Origin of the sequence: Sphingomonas sp. BE123 (genome assembly GCF_031456015.1) — a bacterium.
GTDB lineage: Bacteria > Pseudomonadota > Alphaproteobacteria > Sphingomonadales > Sphingomonadaceae > Sphingomonas.
In genome coordinates, this window is the sequence record NZ_JAVDTW010000001.1 from 1,434,709 (window position 1) to 1,452,287 (window position 17,579).

A 17,579-nucleotide genomic window follows, 5' to 3' on the forward strand; every position below is an offset into this window, starting at 1 on the left:
CCAACCGGGACTTTGGGGGACAGGTTCAAATGGCGCGTATCGTGATGAAGTTCGGCGGCACGTCGATGGCCGGGATCGAGCGGATTCGCAACGTCGCCGCGCGCGTGAAGCGCGAGTGGGAGGCGGGCAATCAGGTCGCGGTGGTCGTCTCGGCGATGGCGGGCGAGACCGACCGGCTGGTCGGTTTCTGCAAGGAAGCCTCGCCGCTCTACGATCTGCGCGAATATGACGTGGTGGTCGCATCGGGCGAGCAGGTGACGAGCGGGCTGCTGGCGATCACGCTGCAGGCGATGGGCGTGCCGGCGCGCAGCTGGCTCGGCTGGCAGCTGCCGATCCATACCAGCAGCGCGCATGCCAGCGCGCGGATCAACACGATCGACACCGACGCGCTCAACGCCAGCCTGGCGGACGGCCATGTCGCGGTCATTCCGGGGTTCCAGGGCCTGGCCGACGACAATCGCGTGACCACGCTGGGTCGCGGCGGATCGGACACCAGCGCGGTCGCGGTCGCGGCGGCGATGAAGGCCGACCGGTGCGACATCTACACCGATGTCGACGGCGTCTACACCACCGACCCGCGCATCGTGCCGCGCGCGCGCAAGCTGACCAAGGTCACGTATGAAGAGATGCTCGAACTGGCGAGCGTCGGGGCAAAGGTGCTCCAGACCCGCTCGGTCGGGCTGGCGATGAAGGAGGGGGTGCGCGTGCGCGTCCTGTCCTCGTTCGAAGACACGCATGACGATGACGGCCATCGCGGTACGCTGATCGTCGGCGAAGAGGAGATCAACGACGTGGAACGGCAGCTCATCACCGGCATCGCCGCGGACAAGAACGAAGCCAAGGTGACGCTGACCAACGTCCCCGACCGCCCCGGCGCGGTGGCGCATATCTTCGGCCCGCTGGCCGAAGGCGGGATCAACGTCGACATGATCGTCCAGAACGTCGCGCATGCGACCGGGTCGACCGACGTGACCTTCACCGTGCCGCGCGCCGAACTCGCCCGCGCGCTCGACCTGCTGCAAAAGGCGAAGGCGCCGATCGGCTATGACGCGCTGATCCACGACACCAAGATCGCGAAGGTCAGCGTCGTCGGCGTGGGCATGCGCAGCCATGCCGGCGTCGCGGCGACGATGTTCGACACGCTGGGCGAACGCCGCATCAACATCCTCGCCATCACGACGAGCGAGATCAAGGTGTCGGTGCTGATCCACGAGGACGAGACCGAACTCGCCGTGCGCGTGCTGCACACCGCCTATGGCCTGGACGCCCCGGAGGACGAGGCAGCCTGAGCTTGCTCAGCGCGGGGCGAGGGTCGCCGCGACGCCGTAGTGATCCGACGGGAATTCGCCATTTACCGCGTCGGCAAAGCGCCGCGCACCGCTGACTTCGAACGCGCGCGGGTCGGCGAAGATATGGTCGATCACGCGCGCCTTGTGCCCGCGCTCGACCACCAAGGTCGTGTCGGTCGCCCCCGGCGCAAGCACCGGCTCCAGCCCGCGGATCGCGATCGGTGCGAGCGCAGCTTCGTCGAGCGGAGCGTTGAAATCGCCCATCAGCACCACCGGCACATCGTCGGTCGGCAGCCAGCCCAGCAGGCCGTTGATCTGCTGCGCGCGCACCGGTCCGGCGTCGGGCTGGTGCGCGAGGTGCGTGTTGACGATGTCGATCAAGCGCCCGCCGCTCCGCACCCGCACGCGCAGCGCGGTACGATAATCGTTCAGCGGCTCCAGCTTGATCGTGTCGGTCTCGACCACCGGCAGACGGGTCAGGATCGCGTTGCCATAACGATTGGCCGCGCCGACCGGAGAGGTCGACATGAACTCGACGCGATAGCCGCCCAGCGCGGCGGCGATCGTTTCGGCCTGATTGGGGAGGTTCTTGTTCGAATCCTGCAACACTTCCTGCAGCCCGATCACATCGGCGTCGACGGCGCGCAATGCATCGACGATCAGCTTGAGCCGCAACGGCCAGTTGCCCGCATCATGCCAGATGTTAAACGTCACCACCCGCAGCGGACGGCGCGGCGCGGCGGCGCGCGGGGCACAGGCGGCAAGCGGGGCCATGGCAGCGGCAGCGAGCAGGGTGCGACGATCGATCATGGTCCCGGCCTAGCAACTCTGACAGCGCTGTCCAAGCCACTGTGCGCTTGCGGCTTGCTTCAGGCGCCATCCCCCGGCTAGGCGAGCGGCATGACCATTGGTGAACAGCGCCTCCAGCGCCGCATGGCGCGCGGCATCGAATTTCTGGGCAGCGAGACTGCGATCCTGTGCGGCGCGATGTCGTGGGTGAGCGAGCGCAACCTCGTCTCCGCCATCTCCAACGCGGGCGGCTTTGGCCTGATCGCGTGCGGCGCGATGACGCCCGAGCTGCTCGATGCCGAGATTGCGGGCACCAAGGCGCTGACCGACAAGCCGTTCGGCGTGAACCTGATCACCATGCACCCGCAGCTGTTCGACCTGATCGACGTGTGCGCGAAGCATAATGTCACGCATATCGTGCTCGCGGGCGGCCTGCCCCCGGCGGGGTCGCTCGACGCGATCAAGGGCAATGGCGCGAAGCTGATCTGCTTTGCGCCCGCATTGTCGCTCGCCAAGAAGCTAATCCGCTCCGGCGTCGATGCCTTGGTGGTCGAGGGGATGGAGGCCGGCGGCCATATCGGTCCGGTGTCGACCAGCGTGCTCGCGCAGGAAATCCTGCCCGACGTGTCGGAACAGGTGCCGGTGTTCGTCGCGGGCGGGATCGGGCGCGGCGAGGCGATTGCCGGCTATCTCGACATGGGCGCGGCGGGCGTCCAGCTCGGCACCCGTTTTGCGTGCGCGACCGAGAGCATCGCACATCCGAATTTCAAGAAGGCGTTCTTCCGCGCCAGCGCGCGCGACGCGATCTCGAGCGTGCAGATCGACCCGCGCTTGCCGGTGATCCCGGTCCGCGCGCTCAAGAATGCCGGTAGCGAGCTGTTCACCGCCAAGCAGCGCGAGGTCGCGCAGCTATTGGACGAGGGCAAGGTCGAGATGGCCGAAGCGCAGCTGCAGATCGAACATTACTGGGCCGGCGCCCTGCGCCGCGCGGTGATCGAGGGTGACGTCGACAATGGCTCGCTGATGGCCGGCCAGTCGGTCGGCATGGTCAGCAAGGAAGAACCCGTCGCCGACATCATCGCCCAGCTCATGGCCGAGGCGGCGGCGGCGCTGGAGAAGCGGGCGGCTTAGCCAGCCGGACATCGGCGTCGGTCAGGGCGAGACCGGCGCTGCAGTCCAGCGCCTTTCCGATCACCCGGCCATCGGCGAGCACGATCCGGACCGCGATTGTGCGCGCGCCGAGCCAGCCTGTCGGATCAGCGCAGAATCCGGCGCCGATCTCCACCTGACGCTGCCGCCCGCCCGGGATCGTGCGACCGCTCAACACATCCTGCCGGTCGACCTTGCGCTTGCCGCCGCCGCCGACCAGCCTGCCGATCACGCTATCGAGGCCCTTGGCCAGCGTCCGCGTGACCTGGATCGCACTGATCGCGGCGCGACTGCGGTTGTCGACGGTCACCGACCGCATCTCGCCGCACAGGGTGCAGGTCGCCAGTTCAGCGTCGTCATCCGCAGCGGCCGGTGCGTCGCGGACCGGTGCGGAGCGCGCGGATGGTTCAGCCTGCGGCGCTTGTGCCGCAACGGCGAGGAGGACGGCGATGGCAGGAACCGACACCATGCCGCAGCCTAACCCGCCCGTGCCCGCCCGACCAGCCCGTTAACCATCCCGCTCAACGCGATGGTCAACGCCTTGTGCTCTGATGCGCCCATGCGCCGGGCTTTACCCTTGTTCGTCTTCGCTCTTGGCCTTGGCGCCTGTTCGACCGGGTCGTCGCGGAGCGACGTCGCCGCTGTCCAGCCCGTCGCAAACGCGCCGGCTCCGGCGCCCGCGCGGGTCGCCGGACCGCCCGATGGCGCGGCAGCGAACCTCGTCATCCCGGCCCGGCTCGCCGATGGCAGCTATGCAACCCCCAACCGCGATGTCTTTGCCCCGGCCGCCGCGTGGCATTTGCGCGCCGCGTTCAACGTCGCGGCGCTCAACTGCAACGACCCCGCCATCGCCGCCGCCTATAACCGCTTCCTCACCGTGCACCGCCGCGCACTGGCCGACGCGCACCGGCGCGCCGCCGCATTCCATGGCGCGGGGTTCGATCCGGCGATGACCCGTCTTTACAATTACTTCGCCCAGCCCCCGGTGCTCGCCCGCTTCTGTGCAACCGCGGGCGCGCTGGCGCAGGAGGCGGCCAACTGGCCCGCTGCGGCGATGCCCGACGCAGCCGGCCCCGCGCTTGCCCGGATCGACCAGCCCTTTGTCGACTTCTACGCGCGTTATGATGCGTGGCGCGCGGCAGCGACCGCGCCGCGACCGACCGGTCCGCGTCTGACCTATCAGGCCAGCATCTTCGCGTTCGATCCGACCGTGACCGGCGGCAGCGAGGCGCTCGCCGCGCGCTGAATTCCTTGGCGCGTCCCGGGCGATCTGATAGCGATTCGCTTATGCCCGTTTCCGCCGCCGCCTCCGCCCGAGAAATCCTGACGCGGTTGCACGACGTGATGGCGTCGCGCACCCCGGCCCAGTCCAAGCTGAACGCCGTGGTCGAGATCATCGGGGAGTCGCTGCGCAGCGAAGTCTGTTCGATCTACCTGCTGCGCGAAGGCGTGCTCGAGCTGTTCGCGACCCGCGGCCTGGCGCAGGAGGCGGTGCATGTCACCAAGCTCGCGCTGGGCGAGGGGCTGGTCGGCACGATCGCCAAGAACGTCGAGACGCTGAACCTCGACGAAGCCGCCGCCCACCCCGATTTCGCGTATCGCCCCGAAACGGGCGAAGAGCGCTTCCACAGCTTTGCCGGCGTCCCGATCATACGCAAGGAACGCGCGGTCGGCGTGCTTGCCGTGCAACATGCCGATCCGCGCAAGTATGAAGAGGTGGAGATCGAGGCGCTGCAGACGGTGGCGATGGTGCTGTCGGAGCTGATCGCCAATGCCGGGCTGATCGACAGCGCTGACACGAGCGCGGGCGGATCCACGCGCGCCCAGCCGACCGCGACCGCGCGCATCGCCGGGTTCAAGCTGGTCGAGGGGATGGCCGCAGGCGCCGCCGTGTTCCACCAGCCACGCATCACCATCGAACATACGGTGGCCGAGGATACCGAGGCCGAGCGTCACCGCGTCTATGCCGCGTTCGACAAGATGCGCGAACAGATCGACCGCATGACCAGCCAGGCCGAGTTCGGCGTCGGCGGCGAACATGAGGAGATCCTCGAGACCTACAAGATGTTCGCCTATGACGAGGGTTGGGGCCGTCGCATCAACGAGGCGATCGACAGCGGCCTGACCGCCGAGGCGGCGATCGAGCGCGTGCAGCAGCGCACCCGGATGCGGATGCGGCAGATCGACGATCCGCTGCTGCGCGACCGGATGCACGATCTGGAAGATCTGTCCAACCGGCTGCTGCGCATCGTGTCGGGCCAGCTCGGCACCGCGGCGCAATTGGGGCTGCGGCAGGATTCGATCCTGATCGCGCGCAACATGGGCCCGGCCGAACTGCTCGAATATGACCGCCGCCGGCTCAAGGGCGTGATCCTCGAGGAAGGGTCGCTGACCGCGCACGTCACCATCGTCGCGCGCGCAATGGGCGTGCCGGTGCTGGGCCGGGTCAAGGATGTCCGCCGCCTGGTGGCCGAAGGCGACCGGCTGCTGCTCGACGTGACCGAGGAAAGCCTGATCGTCCGCCCGACGCTGGCGATGGAAGAGGTGTTCGAGGCGAAGCTGCTGGTCACGCAGAAGCGTCGCGCCGCCTTTGCCGCGCTGCGCAATCAGGCGCCGGTGACGCGCGACGATCATCGCGTGACGCTGATGGTCAATGCCGGGCTGCGCGACGATGTCGCCGCGCTCGACCTGACCGGCGCCGACGGGATCGGGCTGTTCCGCACCGAATTCCAGTTTCTCGTATCCGCCACCCTGCCCCAGCGCGAGGGGCAGAAGCGCCTGTATCGCGACGTGCTGGAGGCGGCGGGCGACCGCCCCGTCATCTTCCGCACCGTCGATATCGGCGGCGACAAGGCGCTGCCCTATCTCGACCATGACGAGAATGGCGAGGAGGAGAATCCCGCCATGGGCTGGCGCGCGATCCGGCTGGCGCTCGATCGCGAGGGCCTGATGAAGATTCAGGCACGCGCATTGCTCGAAGCCGCTGCCGGGCGCACGCTCAGCGTCATGTTCCCGATGGTGTCCGAACCCTGGGAGTTCAAACAGGCGCGTGCGATCTTCGAGGCACAGCGTGCCTGGCTGGAGGCGCGCGGACACAAATTGCCGCTGCACGTCCGCTACGGCGCGATGCTCGAAGTGCCGGCGCTGGCCGAGGTGCTCGACATCCTGCTGCCCCAGATCGATTTCCTGTCGATCGGCACCAACGACCTGACCCAGTTCCTGTTCGCCGCCGACCGCGCCCACCCCAAGCTGGCGGTGCGCTATGACTGGCTGAGCCCGTCGATCCTGCGCTTCCTGCGCCGCGTGACGCGCGAGGCACATGCCGCGAACGTCCCGGTGGCGGTGTGCGGCGAGATGGGCGGGCGGCCGCTAGAGGCGATGGCGCTGATCGGGCTTGGCATCGACCGCCTGTCGATCACCCCGGCGGCGGTGGGGCCGGTCAAGGCGATGGTCCGCAGCCTCGACCATGGCGCGCTGGTCACGGCGATGCAGGGCCTGCTCGCCACGCCGCCGCGCGACATGCGCGCTGCGCTGGAGGGCTGGGCCGCCGACCATGGCGTCGAGCTGGCATGACCCGAAAGTCGGCCAATCCCCGGCTTTTCGAGTAGTGCGAACGTTGACACGCCATTAAGACATGCAAGAACGCGGCGACCATGCGGCCAGCGGAGGGATTTGAATGAGCGGCGAAGCGGGCGACAGCCCGAACCTGTTTCCGGTGAAGGTCGGGGAGAAATTGCGCGACATTCGCCTGGCGCAGGGACTTGAACTCGCCGACATTGCGGCGCGGACGCGCGTGCCGCTGCGCCACCTCGCCGCGATCGAGGCGTCGGACTATTCCGGTCTCCCCTCGCCCACTTATGCAATCGGCTTCGTCAAGGCCTATGCCCGGGCCGTCGGCGCGGACGAGGTCGCGCTCGCCCGGGCGTTGCGCAGCGAGACTGCCGACACCTTTGCCGCGCGCGAAGTCTATGAAAGCTACGACCCGGAAGACCCGGTGCGCGAACCGCCGAGCGGGCTGGTCTGGGCGGGTGCGGTCATCGCGGTGCTGCTGCTTGCGGCTGTCGGGCTGTGGTACGGCACCGACCTGTTCCGCGGCGGGGTCGCCACGCCCGAACCGGCGCCGACCGCAGTTGCAACGCCCGAACCGGTGCCCAGCGCTGCCGCGACCCCGGCCGGCGCAGGCCAGGTAACGCTGGTCGCGACCCAGCCGGTGTGGCTGCGGGTCTATGACAGTGCCGGAACGCGCCTGTTCGAAAAGGAAATGGCGACCGGTGAACGCTATGACGTGCCGACCGACGCCGCCGGTCCGATGATCAACCTTGGCCGCCCCGAGGCGGTTCAGGTGCTGATCGACGGGGCCGAAGTGGCGCCGCTCGGACGGGCGGGCGTGGCGATCAAGGATGTCGCGATCAGCGCCGATGCGCTGCGCGCGCGCGGCCAGCCGGTGACGGCGGCGCCGTCGTCGACCGCGACGCCCGCTGCCGCAGCCGTGCGCCCGGCGCCACAGCGGACGCCGACGGCGCGATCGACCCCGGCGGCGGTGCGTACGCCGGCGGCCCGGCCATCCGCGGCACCGACGGCAACGCCGCCGCCGGCCGTGGTGCAACCGGAGCCGGTGGCGACGCCAGCGGCTTAAGGCTGGGGTCAGCATCACCGGCGCAATTTTGGTGCTATAGAAGGTCTAGCGAAGGATATCGCGGGTGGGGACAAGCATGCGTTTTGTGAGCAAGGGTACGGCAATGGCGGTGGTGCTGGCGAGCGTCGCCGCGCTGGCGCTTCCGGCGGGGGCGCAGACCGGTCGTGACGGGATCGAGGGGCGCGTCGACCGGCTTGAGCGCGAAATGCGCGCGGTCCAGCGCAAGGTATTCCCCGGCGGGGCCGGTCAGACGGTCGAACCGCAAATCACTGCCCCCGACCGGAGCGGCCCGGCGCCGGGCATTCCGGCAAGCGGCGTGGTCACCGACCTGACCGCGCGCGTGAACGCCGTTGAAGCCCAGCTGTCGACGCTGACCGGCCAGATCGAACAGAGCCAGTATCGCCTGCGCCAGCTCGAAGAAGCGTTCACCGCCTACAAGCGGTCGACCGATGCGCGGCTCAAGGCGCTCGAAGACGGCGCCACCGCTATTGGCGGGTCAGCGCCGGTCCCCGGGATCGGCACCGCCCCGGCGACGACGCCGCGTCCGGCGACGCCGCGCCCGGCCACCCCCGCACCGACCGCGACGGCGCCCGCGCCGACCGCACCGGTGGCAGGGATCGAGCGGCCCAAGACCGACGATCCGGCCGAGGACGCCTATGTCTATGGCTTCCGCCTGTGGCAGGCGAAGCAGTATGACAAGGCAATCGTCGAGCTGCGCAGCGTGGTGCAGAAGCATCCCAAGCACCGCCGCGCCAGCTATGCGCAGAACCTGCTCGGCCGCGCCCTGCTCGATCAGGGCAAGCCGGCACTCGCCGCGACCGCCTTCTTCGAAAACTATCAGAAGATGCCCAATGGCGAGCGCGCGCCGGACTCGCTCTATTATCTCGCCCAGGCACTGGTGAAGATGAAGAAGCCGGCGAGCGAAGTGTGCAAGGTCTATGACGAGCTGACCGACGTCTATGGCGACCGCATGTCCGAAGCGATGAAGATGGATGTCGCCACCGGCCGTTCCGCCAGCAAGTGCAAGTGACGCACTGAGCCCGCTCGATCCGGCATGGGTCGAGCGGTTTCGGCGCGACATTGAGGCAGCTCTGGGCGCGGCTACAGAAGGGACATTGGCGCTCGCGGTGTCCGGTGGGCCGGACAGCATGGCCATGCTTGCATTGGCTCATGCAGGGTTTCCGGGACGCGTGGCGGCGGCGACGGTCGATCATCGGTTGCGATCCGCGAGCGCCGCTGAGGCGCGAATGGTCGCCGATTGGTGCGCGACGGTTGGCATTCCGCACACGACCCTCCGGCCACCGCGGCGCATCTTTCGATCGAATGTTCAGGCAGATGCGCGTCACCTGCGCTATGACCTGCTCGGCCACTGGGCCATCGAACTGGGGGCGCACGCGCTGCTGACCGCGCATCACTGCGACGACCAGGCCGAGACGTTCCTGATGCGCGCGCGGCGTGGGTCGGGTCCGGGAGGCCTTGGCGGCATCCGCACGCGCTGGCGCTGGGAACGGCACCGCTGGCACAGGGGCTATCCAAAAGCCGGCGTGGCGGCAGTCGCGGATGTCGACGGGGTTACGGTCGTGCGCCCCCTGCTTGGCTGGCGGCGCGCCGAACTGCGCGCGATTGCCGCGCAGGCCGCGATCCCCTTCGTCGATGACCCCAGCAATGCGGATGACCGCTTCGATCGTGTCCGCATGCGGCAGCTGCTCGCGCAAAACCCCTGGCTCGACCCGGTCGCGCTGGCGCGCTCGGCGCGCAGTTGCGAAGAAAGCGACGCGGCGCTGGCCGCGATGATGCACTGGATTGCGACCGAGCGGACCCTGGCTTCCGACGCGGACGAACGGCGAATCGACATGGCCGGTCTGCCGCGCGAACTGAAGCGGCGACTGGCCCGGGACGCGATCGGCTATGTCCGGCTGGTCGCGAGCGTGACGGAGGGCAATTGGTCCGACAGCACCAATATCGAAGCGCTGCTCGACGCGCTGGAGGCGGGCGCAGCGACAACGCAGGCCGGTGTGATCGTGCGCCCACGCGGGACCGTCTGGACCTTTCGCGAAGCACCACCGCGTCGATCACACTGATCGACCCAAAGCGTCGCCTGTTCCATTGCCATTAACCTGCGGACGCCTATCTTGTGCGGTCAGGAAGGTACGGACGACATATGAGCGACGACAACAAGACCCAGGGTCCCGACAATAACGGCAATCCGTGGATGAAGAGCCTGCTCGTCTGGGTCGGCATCCTCGCCGCGCTGGCGCTGTTCGTGAACATGGTCGGCGCGCCCGGCACCAGCAACACCGGCACGACGATCGCCTATTCCGAGTTTCTCGACAAGGTCGAGCAAGGCCAGGTGAAGGAGGTCAATGTCGCCGGCAGTGTCATCACCGGCACGATGGACAATGACACGCGCTTCCGCACCAATGCCGTCGCCAACCCCGACCTGATCCCGACGCTGCGCAAGCAGGGCGTGACGATCAGCGCGCGGCCCGAGGAAGGCCCGTCGATCTGGCAATATGTGCTGGTCCAGGCACTCCCGTTCCTGCTGTTCCTCGGCATCGCCTTCTTCGTGCTGCGGCAGATGCAGAAGGGTTCCGGCTCGGGCGCGATGGGCTTTGGCAAGTCGCGCGCCAAGCTGCTGACCCAAAAGGAAGGCAAGGTCACGTTCGACGACGTTGCCGGCATCGACGAAGCGCGTGAGGAGCTGCAGGAAATCGTCGAATTCCTGCGGGATCCGACCAAATTCGCGCGCCTCGGCGGCAAGATTCCCAAGGGCGCACTGCTGGTCGGCTCGCCCGGCACCGGCAAGACGCTGCTCGCCCGCGCGATCGCGGGTGAGGCAGGCGTTCCGTTCTTCACCATCTCCGGCTCGGACTTTGTCGAAATGTTCGTCGGTGTCGGCGCGTCTCGCGTCCGCGACATGTTCGAACAGGCCAAGAAGAGCGCGCCGTGCATCGTCTTCATCGACGAAATCGACGCGGTCGGGCGCCATCGCGGCGCCGGCCTTGGCAACGGCAATGACGAGCGCGAACAGACCCTCAACCAGCTCCTTGTCGAAATGGACGGGTTCGAGGCGAGCGAAGGCATCATCATCGTCGCGGCGACCAACCGCCCCGACGTGCTCGATCCCGCGCTGCTCCGCCCGGGCCGCTTCGACCGTCAGGTCGTCGTGCCGCGCCCGGACATTGAAGGCCGCGTCAAGATCCTGCAGGTCCATATGAAGAAGGTGCCGCTGGCGCCCGATGTCGATGCCCGCGTGATCGCGCGCGGCACGCCGGGCTTCTCGGGCGCCGACCTTGCCAACCTCGTCAACGAGGCGGCGCTGATGGCGGCGCGCAAGGGCAAGCGCCTGGTCGCGATGAGCGAGTTCGAAGAGGCCAAGGACAAGGTGATGATGGGCGCCGAACGGCGTTCGATGGTGATGACCGACGACGAGAAGCGGATGACCGCCTATCACGAAGCCGGCCACGCCATCGTCAGCTTGCACGAACCGGCATCGGATCCGATCCACAAGGCGACGATCATCCCGCGTGGCCGCGCGCTGGGCATGGTGATGCGCCTGCCGGAGCGTGACAGCTACAGCTATCACCGCGACAAGATGTACGCGAACCTCGCCGTCGCCATGGGCGGGCGCGTGGCCGAAGAAATCATCTTCGGCTATGACAAGGTGTCGTCGGGCGCGAGCGGCGATATCCAATATGCTACCGGCCTGGCGCGCGACATGATCACGAAGTGGGGCATGTCCGACAAGCTGGGGCCGGTCGAATATGCCCAGCCCGAGGGCGAAAGCTTCCTCGGCTATTCGGCCTCGCAGCCGCGCCACATGTCGAACGAGACCCAGCAGCTGATCGACCATGAGATCAAGGCGACGGTCGAGGGCGGCCTCAAGCGCGCGCGCGACGTGTTGACCGAGCATATCGACCAGCTGCACACGCTGGCCGGCGCGCTGCTCGAATATGAGACGCTGTCGGGCGACGAGATCAAGAAGCTGCTGTCGGACGGCGATATCGGGCGCCCCGATCCGTCGACGATCAAGGGCCCGGTCCCGGTCACCGGAACGTCGATCCCCAAGACGCGCCGCCCGAAGGGGCCGTTCGGCAACCCGGCGCCGCAGGGCGCCTGACCGGCGCTACTTCTTCTCTGACTTGGGTGTGGCCCGCGTGATGAGCGCGGGCCGCATCGTTTTGGCGATATCGATATCGGGCTGGGCGACCAGCGCCTCCAGCATCGCGATGCGCGCGGCGCATTTCGCGACCGGATCCTTGCCCTCCAGTGCCTTGGCCAGCCGGTCGGCCGCGGCGGTGTCGCCATTGGTGGCGAAGCGGAACAGCTCCAGCCCCGAAATCTCGCGTCCCTTGGTCAGTTCGCTTAGTACCTGGAGCGGCGCCCCCGCCACGCGCAGCGCATGCGCGTAATGGCGGTCGCGAAACGCGCGGCTCAGCGATTCGGCCGACTCGGCGCCATCCCCGGCACAGGCGCGCACGTCCGCCGTGCGCAGCTCGCGCAGCCGGGCGAGGCGAATGTCCATCTCCGCCGCGATCAGTGCGGAACCCACCAGCGGCAGCCGCGTCTGATAGGCCTTGTTCACCAGCGCATCGATCGCGCGATAGCCCTCACGCGCATCGCGCTTGCGCGTGGCAATCGCCTGGGTGATCGCCCGCACCTCGGCATAGAGTTTGGGGTTACCCGACTGGAGCGCGCGGAACCCCGGCTCGGACGCTTCCAGTGCCTTGAGCGGATCGGATGGAACCACCGAAATTGTCGGCGGCGGCACGCCCTCCTTGCGCCGCTCAGGGGCCGACATGACTGCTGCGATGACGATGATCGCCCAGAGCAGCATGTTGGCAAGCGTCGCCACCGCGCCGCCGCGCCCGTCGGGATCGCCCGCACGCAGCCCGCTCATCAGCACCAGCGACGTTCCCGCCGCGGCTCCCCATGCGATCAGCGGCGTGCCCGGCATCCATTCGCTGCGCACGATCGCCCCGCCGATCAGGGCGATCATGATGCCGAGCGCGATCAGCACCGGCCGCGGCGCGATCAGGCGGGCAATGGCCTGCCGCGCCGACATCCCGATCACGCCGGACGAAAGCGCGAACAGGATGGTCAGCGCCTGTTCCGCCACGGTCATCGCGAAAAAGGCGGGGCCGATAAACGCACCCACCACCGCCAGCACCACCGTACGCTGCCACCCAGGACCCGCGCCCTCTTCGCCGCCGTCGAGCACGAAGATGGCGATTGCGAGAATGAGAAAGGCAGCGGCAAGGCCGCCGGCAATCCATGGCGTCGCCGGCGCGGCGATCGCGGCTGCGGTCAGCGCCAGCCAGCCGCCGAGGCGCCAGCCGCTGCCGCGCGCGCGCTGCGCCCCCTGCCGCGCCGCGCGCCAGCGCCGCGGCGTGACGTAGCGCCAGTGCGCCACCGCAAGGACAATGCCGAGTGCACCGGCAGCCGTTGCGCCCCAGAGCTGCCGCTCCGGCGTCGCGCCGAGCAGGAAGAATGCGAGCGCAGCGGCCGCGCCCAGTGCCAACAACCCGAGTTCGACCGGTCCGAAGCGCGGTGCATCGAGATGCGCCCGCCACCACTCGGCCGCCTTTGGGTGAAAGCTATGGGCGATTCCCGGCACTTCGTAATCGGCCAGTTCGAACAGGCGCTGGACCTGCGCGGCTACGCCCAGCCGCAGTGCGCGCAGCCGCCGCAGCCAGCCCGGAGACTTGCCGTCGGTCAGTTCGCGCCAGCCGCCGCCCAGCTTGTGCCCGCGCCCGAACGACGCGATCAGCCGCCACTCGTCGAGCCGTGCGCGCAGCGCCCAGACCGCCGGGGGATGGTTACCCTCCCCCTCCCAGCCGAACGCCGTCATCGCCTGGCGCAGGATCGCGTCGCTGCGCGGGATCGTGTCGGCAATCAGCGTGGCGAGCCGGTATTCGGCCTGAGCGCGCCGGTCGAGTTCGATCAGCGCAGGCGCCGCCATCACCGCGTCGAACGCCGCCCGCACGGCATCGCGATCCTTGAACCACGGCCCGCGCAGCCCCGCTTCAAGCTCGGCGAAGCGGCGCTCGAACTCGGCCGCATCGGCTGCGCGCTCGGCTGCCAGCGGGTCGGCGGGCTCTGGAACCGGAGTGGGAACGGGAACAGGGCCGGCGTCGGATAGCGGGGCGGGCGGTGGTAACGGCTCCGCGTCGGGCAGCGCCTCGCGCTGCGGCGGAATCGGCTCGCCGACCGGTACCAATATGACCGGGGAGGATTCGTCCTCCGGCGTGTCGTCCCAGTCGTCGAAATGCTGGTAATCGACCCAGCGCAGCGCCTCTTCATAAGCTTCGCGCAACGCCATGAAGCCCGCAGCATCGTCTTCGGGATTGGTCGTCTTGAGCCGGGCGGCATAGGCGCGGCGGATCGTCGCACGGTCACTGCCGCGCGGGATGCCCAGCACCTTCCACCAGTGCCTCACAAGAAGGTCTCGCCCTCAAGCTGGTCGAGCGCGGCGTGAAACTCCTTGCGCGCGGTTTCGATCGTGCGCGGATCCTGCGTCTCCAGCGCAGCGCTGAACCGCGCCATCAGCTCGTCGACCCAGGCGCGCTGTTCGCCGAGGAAGTTCTCGAAACATTTTTCGCCACGCGCGATCGCGGCCTTGTTCTCGGCCTGGTCGCGCGGGTGCACCTTCAGCCCCGCGAGCGCCGCACGCGCCTTTTCCAGCGCAGCCGGATCGGCGACATTGCCGTCATTGATCGTCAGGCTCACCGTCTCGCCGGTGCGCGGCACCACGATGTCGACCTCGAGCAGGCCGGAAATGTCGTAGGAAAAGCGTACATCGACCGCCTGCCCGGCCGGGCCGCGCGGCACCTGCACCGTCGTGCGACCGATTTCGACATTGTCGCGCACCAGCCGCGCCTCGCCCTGAAAGATGCCGAACTCGACCTTGGTCTGGTTGTCGTGCATCGTGCTGAAGACATGCATCCGGCTGGCCGGGATGACGGTCCCGCGCTCGATGATCGGCGCGAACAGCCCGTCCTCGATGCCCCCGCCCGGCAAGCGCCGTGCGACCTCCACGCCCAGCGTGTAGGGGCAGACATCGGTGACGACGACTTCCTTGAGCGCCGAATCGCGTGACTTGAGCCCCGCCTGCACCGCCGCGCCCAGTGCCACCGCCTCGTCGGGGTTGACCGTCGCATTGGGGAAGCGGCCGAACATCCGCGTCACCGCGCTGCGCACCAGCGGCATGCGCGTCGCGCCGCCGATCAGGATGATCTCGGACAGTTCCGCGCTCTTGATCCCCGAATCGCGCATCGAGCGCAGCACCGGCTCGCGCAGCCGGTCGATCAGCGGCTTGGCCGCCTCCTCGAACATCGCGGTGGTGACGCTGTGGCGATATTCGGCATCGTTCCACACGATCCGCATCTCCGCCTCGCCCGCGCTGCTCAGCGTGCGACGGGCGCGCTCGGCCGCTTCGCGCAATTTCTGGTGCAGCGGATCGTCGCCACGTCCGGCCTCGCCGAACGCGCCGGCATGCGCCTCGCGCATCAGGCCGACCAGCAGCTCGTTGAAATCCTCGCCGCCCAGATGGTTGTCGCCGGTCGAGGCGCGGACTTCGATGATCCCTTCGAAAATCTCGACGATCGACACGTCGAACGTGCCACCGCCCAGGTCGAACACCAGGAAGCGCGATTCATCGGCAAGCTGATGGATGCCATAAGCGAGCGCGGCGGCGGTCGGTTCGTTGACCAGCCGGTCGACCTTCAGCCCCGCCAGTTCGCCCGCGCGGTGCGTCGCCTTGCGCTGCTTGTCGTTGAAATAGGCCGGGACGGTGATCACCGCCTCGGTCACGGCTTCTCCCAGAAACGCCTCCGCATCGGCCTTCAGGCTGCGCAGCACCAGTGCGGACAGCTCCTCCGGCGCAAAGTCGCGCTTGCCCAGCCGTGTCGTACGCTGGGTGCCCATGTACCGCTTGAACGCGGTCACCGTTGCATCGGGATGGCTCGCCATCCGCTCACGCGCCGCCAGACCGGTGATGACATCGCCCTGCGCATCGATACTGACCGCCGACGGGGTCAGGAAATGGCCGAGCTGGTTGGGAATCAGCTCCGCCCGGCCATCGCGAAACACCGCCGCGGCACTGTTCGTGGTGCCGAGGTCGATACCGATAATCATGCGTTCAGTCCCCCGTCGATTCGCGGCGACTTTAGCGGTCGGGCGGCGACTGTGAAGCGGACGAATTCAACTGGCGTTCACGCCGGCGATGCTGTTTCATCGCGGCGGAGCGGGAGGAGGAATCGATGCGCGCACTGATCGGGATGACGGCCGCTGCGGCCATGCTGGTGCCGGCGACGGCGCAGGCGATGAGCGTCGCGGAATTTCTGGCCAAGGCGAATGCGCTCAAGGCCAAGGGTTTTCTGGCGCTGGGGTCGCCCGATATCAAGCTGCTGCGCGCCGAGGTGGAGCGTGCGTCCGACGCCTATCGCGCCGATCTGGCCACGGCCCGTGTCGCAGGACGACCGGCGCACAGCTGCCCTCCGCCCAAGGGCAAGGCAAAGATCGGCAGCAACGAACTGATCGCCGAGTTCGAGGCGATTCCGCCGGCGCAGCGCGGAGTGAGCGTCAAATCGGCATTCTACGCGATGATGAAGAAGCGCTTTCCCTGCCGCGGCTGAAGCTCAGCCCAGCAGGCCAAGGCCCAGCAGCAGCAACCCGAACAGCGTCACGATAAAGGTGATGAACACCAGCAGGATCGCGGTGCGCACCAGTGCCTTCCACCCCCGCTGGCGATAGGCGCCCTTCATCTGGAAAAAGATGTGGACCGGCGGCACGAACGTCGCGACCGCGGCGATCAGATTGCCCGGCACCCCGACCGCCCCGCCGATCATCACCGCGATGAACAGCAGCGACATGAACGCCAGCGAATAGGTGACGAACACCGCATGGTCATAGCCATGAAAGCGGCGGTGCCAGGCAAAGAGCAGCCATACGAACGGGATCGAGAGCGGGATCAGCGCCCAGCTGAACTTGTAGCTGTTGGTCTGCAGCTTGTAGAGCGCGAGTCCCGGGTTCTGCTCCGCCTTGGCGATGCCCTTGTCGAGCCGCGGCCACCCGGTCCGCACCACGGGCTTGGCCGCAGCTCCACCCGCCATCGGCTTGCTGCGCAGTTCGGCAAGTTCGCCCGACAGGCGCGCAATTTCACGGTCCAGCGCCACTGCCCTAGGCTCGCCCGCGTTCAGCGCGGCGCGCTTGGCACGCGCATTCTGCAGCGCCGATTCGGTCCAGCCGGTTTCCAGGCCGGCGCGAAACTGCGAGCTGCCGCCGACTTCGGGCGGCGGGGATATCCCCATGATCTGCATCACCGCGAACATGGTGAAGACCGAAAACAGGAACATTGCCATCGGCGACACGAAATGCGCGCGCTCGCCATGGATGTAGCGCCGGGTCAGCTCGCCGGGCCGGAAGGCAAGCAGGGGAAGCGTGTTCCACAGCTTTCCCTCGAAATGCACCACCCCGTGCAGGATTTCGTGCCAGATCGCGCCGATCGTGCGGTGGACATGCCCTGCCTGCCCGCACTGGTGGCAATGCGGGCCGACCAGCACGGTGCCGCAGTTGAGGCAGATGCCGCCCTGCGCGCCATGCGTGTCATCCCGCCCATGGTCGACCGCACGGCCGATCAGCGCTCCCGTCACCAGATCCCCGGCTGCGTCGAATTCCCCCATGAAGCGCATCTATCAGCTTGGAAAAGCCCATGC

At 68.1% G+C, this 17,579-nt stretch carries 14 protein-coding genes; 9 read left to right on the plus strand and 5 right to left on the minus strand.

Translation table 11 applies throughout. From position 1 onward, the window contains the following. The first annotated feature begins 29 nt into the window (after positions 1–29). Positions 30–1,289: an aspartate kinase gene (locus J2Y54_RS07170; protein ID WP_310038142.1), complete on the plus strand. Its 1,260-nt coding sequence runs from the start codon at positions 30–32 to the stop codon at positions 1,287–1,289. 6 nt (positions 1,290–1,295) lie between these two features. Here the strand turns inward: J2Y54_RS07170 and J2Y54_RS07175 are convergent, their stop codons facing one another. After that, the gene (locus J2Y54_RS07175; protein ID WP_310038144.1) at positions 1,296–2,099 is read right to left on the minus strand and encodes an endonuclease/exonuclease/phosphatase family protein; all 804 of its coding nucleotides are present in this window, start codon (positions 2,097–2,099) and stop codon (positions 1,296–1,298) included. Between the two features lie 90 nt (positions 2,100–2,189). On the opposite strand from J2Y54_RS07175, the gene J2Y54_RS07180 reads away from it, so the two are divergent. After that, a complete protein-coding gene (locus tag J2Y54_RS07180; RefSeq protein ID WP_310038146.1) occupies positions 2,190–3,209 on the plus strand; it encodes a nitronate monooxygenase in 1,020 nt (339 codons plus the stop codon). Here the strand turns inward: J2Y54_RS07180 and J2Y54_RS07185 are convergent. Beyond that, on the minus strand, positions 3,166–3,696 hold the full coding sequence (locus tag J2Y54_RS07185) for a hypothetical protein (RefSeq protein WP_310038148.1): 531 nt from the start codon (positions 3,694–3,696) through the stop codon (positions 3,166–3,168). The genes J2Y54_RS07180 and J2Y54_RS07185 overlap by 44 nt on opposite strands. 108 nt (positions 3,697–3,804) lie before the next feature. Between J2Y54_RS07185 and J2Y54_RS07190 the strand changes: the two genes are divergently transcribed. From J2Y54_RS07190 to ftsH, 6 genes are all read left to right on the plus strand, one after another. Then, a complete protein-coding gene (locus J2Y54_RS07190) occupies positions 3,805–4,473 on the plus strand; it encodes a hypothetical protein (RefSeq protein ID WP_310038149.1) in 669 nt (222 codons plus the stop codon). Positions 4,474–4,514: 41 nt separating this feature from the next. Then, positions 4,515–6,800, plus strand: a complete 2,286-nt coding sequence (ptsP, locus tag J2Y54_RS07195; protein ID WP_310038150.1) for a phosphoenolpyruvate--protein phosphotransferase — start codon at positions 4,515–4,517, stop codon at positions 6,798–6,800. A gap of 103 nt (positions 6,801–6,903) precedes the next feature. Continuing rightward, entirely contained in the window at positions 6,904–7,863 is a 960-nt protein-coding gene (locus J2Y54_RS07200; RefSeq protein WP_310038151.1) for a RodZ domain-containing protein, read from the plus strand. A gap of 76 nt (positions 7,864–7,939) precedes the next feature. Next, positions 7,940–8,893, plus strand: a complete 954-nt coding sequence (locus J2Y54_RS07205) for a tetratricopeptide repeat protein (protein WP_310038152.1) — start codon at positions 7,940–7,942, stop codon at positions 8,891–8,893. Continuing rightward, positions 8,856–9,944: a tRNA lysidine(34) synthetase TilS gene (gene tilS, locus J2Y54_RS07210; RefSeq protein WP_310038153.1), complete on the plus strand. Its 1,089-nt coding sequence runs from the start codon at positions 8,856–8,858 to the stop codon at positions 9,942–9,944. Before J2Y54_RS07205 ends, tilS begins: the two co-directional genes overlap by 38 nt. 80 nt (positions 9,945–10,024) lie before the next feature. After that, positions 10,025–11,983, plus strand: coding sequence for an ATP-dependent zinc metalloprotease FtsH (gene ftsH, locus J2Y54_RS07215; RefSeq protein WP_310038155.1), 1,959 nt, complete (start codon positions 10,025–10,027; stop codon positions 11,981–11,983). Positions 11,984–11,989: 6 nt separating this feature from the next. On the opposite strand, the gene J2Y54_RS07220 is transcribed toward ftsH, so the two are convergent. Further along, positions 11,990–14,302 (minus strand): J domain-containing protein, encoded by a 2,313-nt coding sequence (locus J2Y54_RS07220; protein ID WP_310038157.1) that lies wholly within the window; start codon positions 14,300–14,302, stop codon positions 11,990–11,992. Then, positions 14,299–15,999: a molecular chaperone HscC gene (locus J2Y54_RS07225; RefSeq protein ID WP_310038160.1), complete on the minus strand. Its 1,701-nt coding sequence runs from the start codon at positions 15,997–15,999 to the stop codon at positions 14,299–14,301. The genes J2Y54_RS07220 and J2Y54_RS07225 overlap by 4 nt, the downstream gene beginning before the upstream one ends. A gap of 125 nt (positions 16,000–16,124) precedes the next feature. Between J2Y54_RS07225 and J2Y54_RS07230 the strand changes: the two genes are divergently transcribed. Next, positions 16,125–16,499 carry a hypothetical protein gene (locus J2Y54_RS07230; protein WP_310038161.1) on the plus strand — a complete coding sequence of 125 codons (375 nt, stop codon included), beginning with the start codon at positions 16,125–16,127 and terminating at the stop codon, positions 16,497–16,499. A 3-nt stretch (positions 16,500–16,502) separates the two neighbouring features. On the opposite strand, the gene J2Y54_RS07235 is transcribed toward J2Y54_RS07230, so the two are convergent. Next, complete coding sequence (locus J2Y54_RS07235; protein WP_310038162.1) at positions 16,503–17,546, minus strand: DUF3667 domain-containing protein; 1,044 nt, start codon at positions 17,544–17,546, stop codon at positions 16,503–16,505. Positions 17,547–17,579: the final 33 nt, after the last annotated feature.

What these genes read in the sequence shown, in the direction of transcription:
- J2Y54_RS07170 (WP_310038142.1), top strand. Translation starts at nt 30, where the DNA reads ATGGCGCGTATCGTGATGAAGTTCGGCGGCACGTCGATGGCCGGGATC.
- ptsP (WP_310038150.1), top strand. Translation starts at nt 4,515, where the DNA reads ATGCCCGTTTCCGCCGCCGCCTCCGCCCGAGAAATCCTGACGCGGTTG.
- J2Y54_RS07205 (WP_310038152.1), top strand. Translation starts at nt 7,940, where the DNA reads ATGCGTTTTGTGAGCAAGGGTACGGCAATGGCGGTGGTGCTGGCGAGC.
- tilS (WP_310038153.1), top strand. Translation starts at nt 8,856, where the DNA reads ATGTCGCCACCGGCCGTTCCGCCAGCAAGTGCAAGTGACGCACTGAGC.
- J2Y54_RS07180 (WP_310038146.1), top strand. Translation starts at nt 2,190, where the DNA reads ATGACCATTGGTGAACAGCGCCTCCAGCGCCGCATGGCGCGCGGCATC.
- J2Y54_RS07185 (WP_310038148.1), bottom strand. Translation starts at nt 3,696, where the DNA reads ATGGTGTCGGTTCCTGCCATCGCCGTCCTCCTCGCCGTTGCGGCACAA.
- J2Y54_RS07200 (WP_310038151.1), top strand. Translation starts at nt 6,904, where the DNA reads ATGAGCGGCGAAGCGGGCGACAGCCCGAACCTGTTTCCGGTGAAGGTC.
- J2Y54_RS07235 (WP_310038162.1), bottom strand. Translation starts at nt 17,546, where the DNA reads ATGGGGGAATTCGACGCAGCCGGGGATCTGGTGACGGGAGCGCTGATC.
- ftsH (WP_310038155.1), top strand. Translation starts at nt 10,025, where the DNA reads ATGAGCGACGACAACAAGACCCAGGGTCCCGACAATAACGGCAATCCG.
- J2Y54_RS07225 (WP_310038160.1), bottom strand. Translation starts at nt 15,999, where the DNA reads ATGATTATCGGTATCGACCTCGGCACCACGAACAGTGCCGCGGCGGTG.
- J2Y54_RS07230 (WP_310038161.1), top strand. Translation starts at nt 16,125, where the DNA reads ATGCGCGCACTGATCGGGATGACGGCCGCTGCGGCCATGCTGGTGCCG.
- J2Y54_RS07175 (WP_310038144.1), bottom strand. Translation starts at nt 2,099, where the DNA reads ATGATCGATCGTCGCACCCTGCTCGCTGCCGCTGCCATGGCCCCGCTT.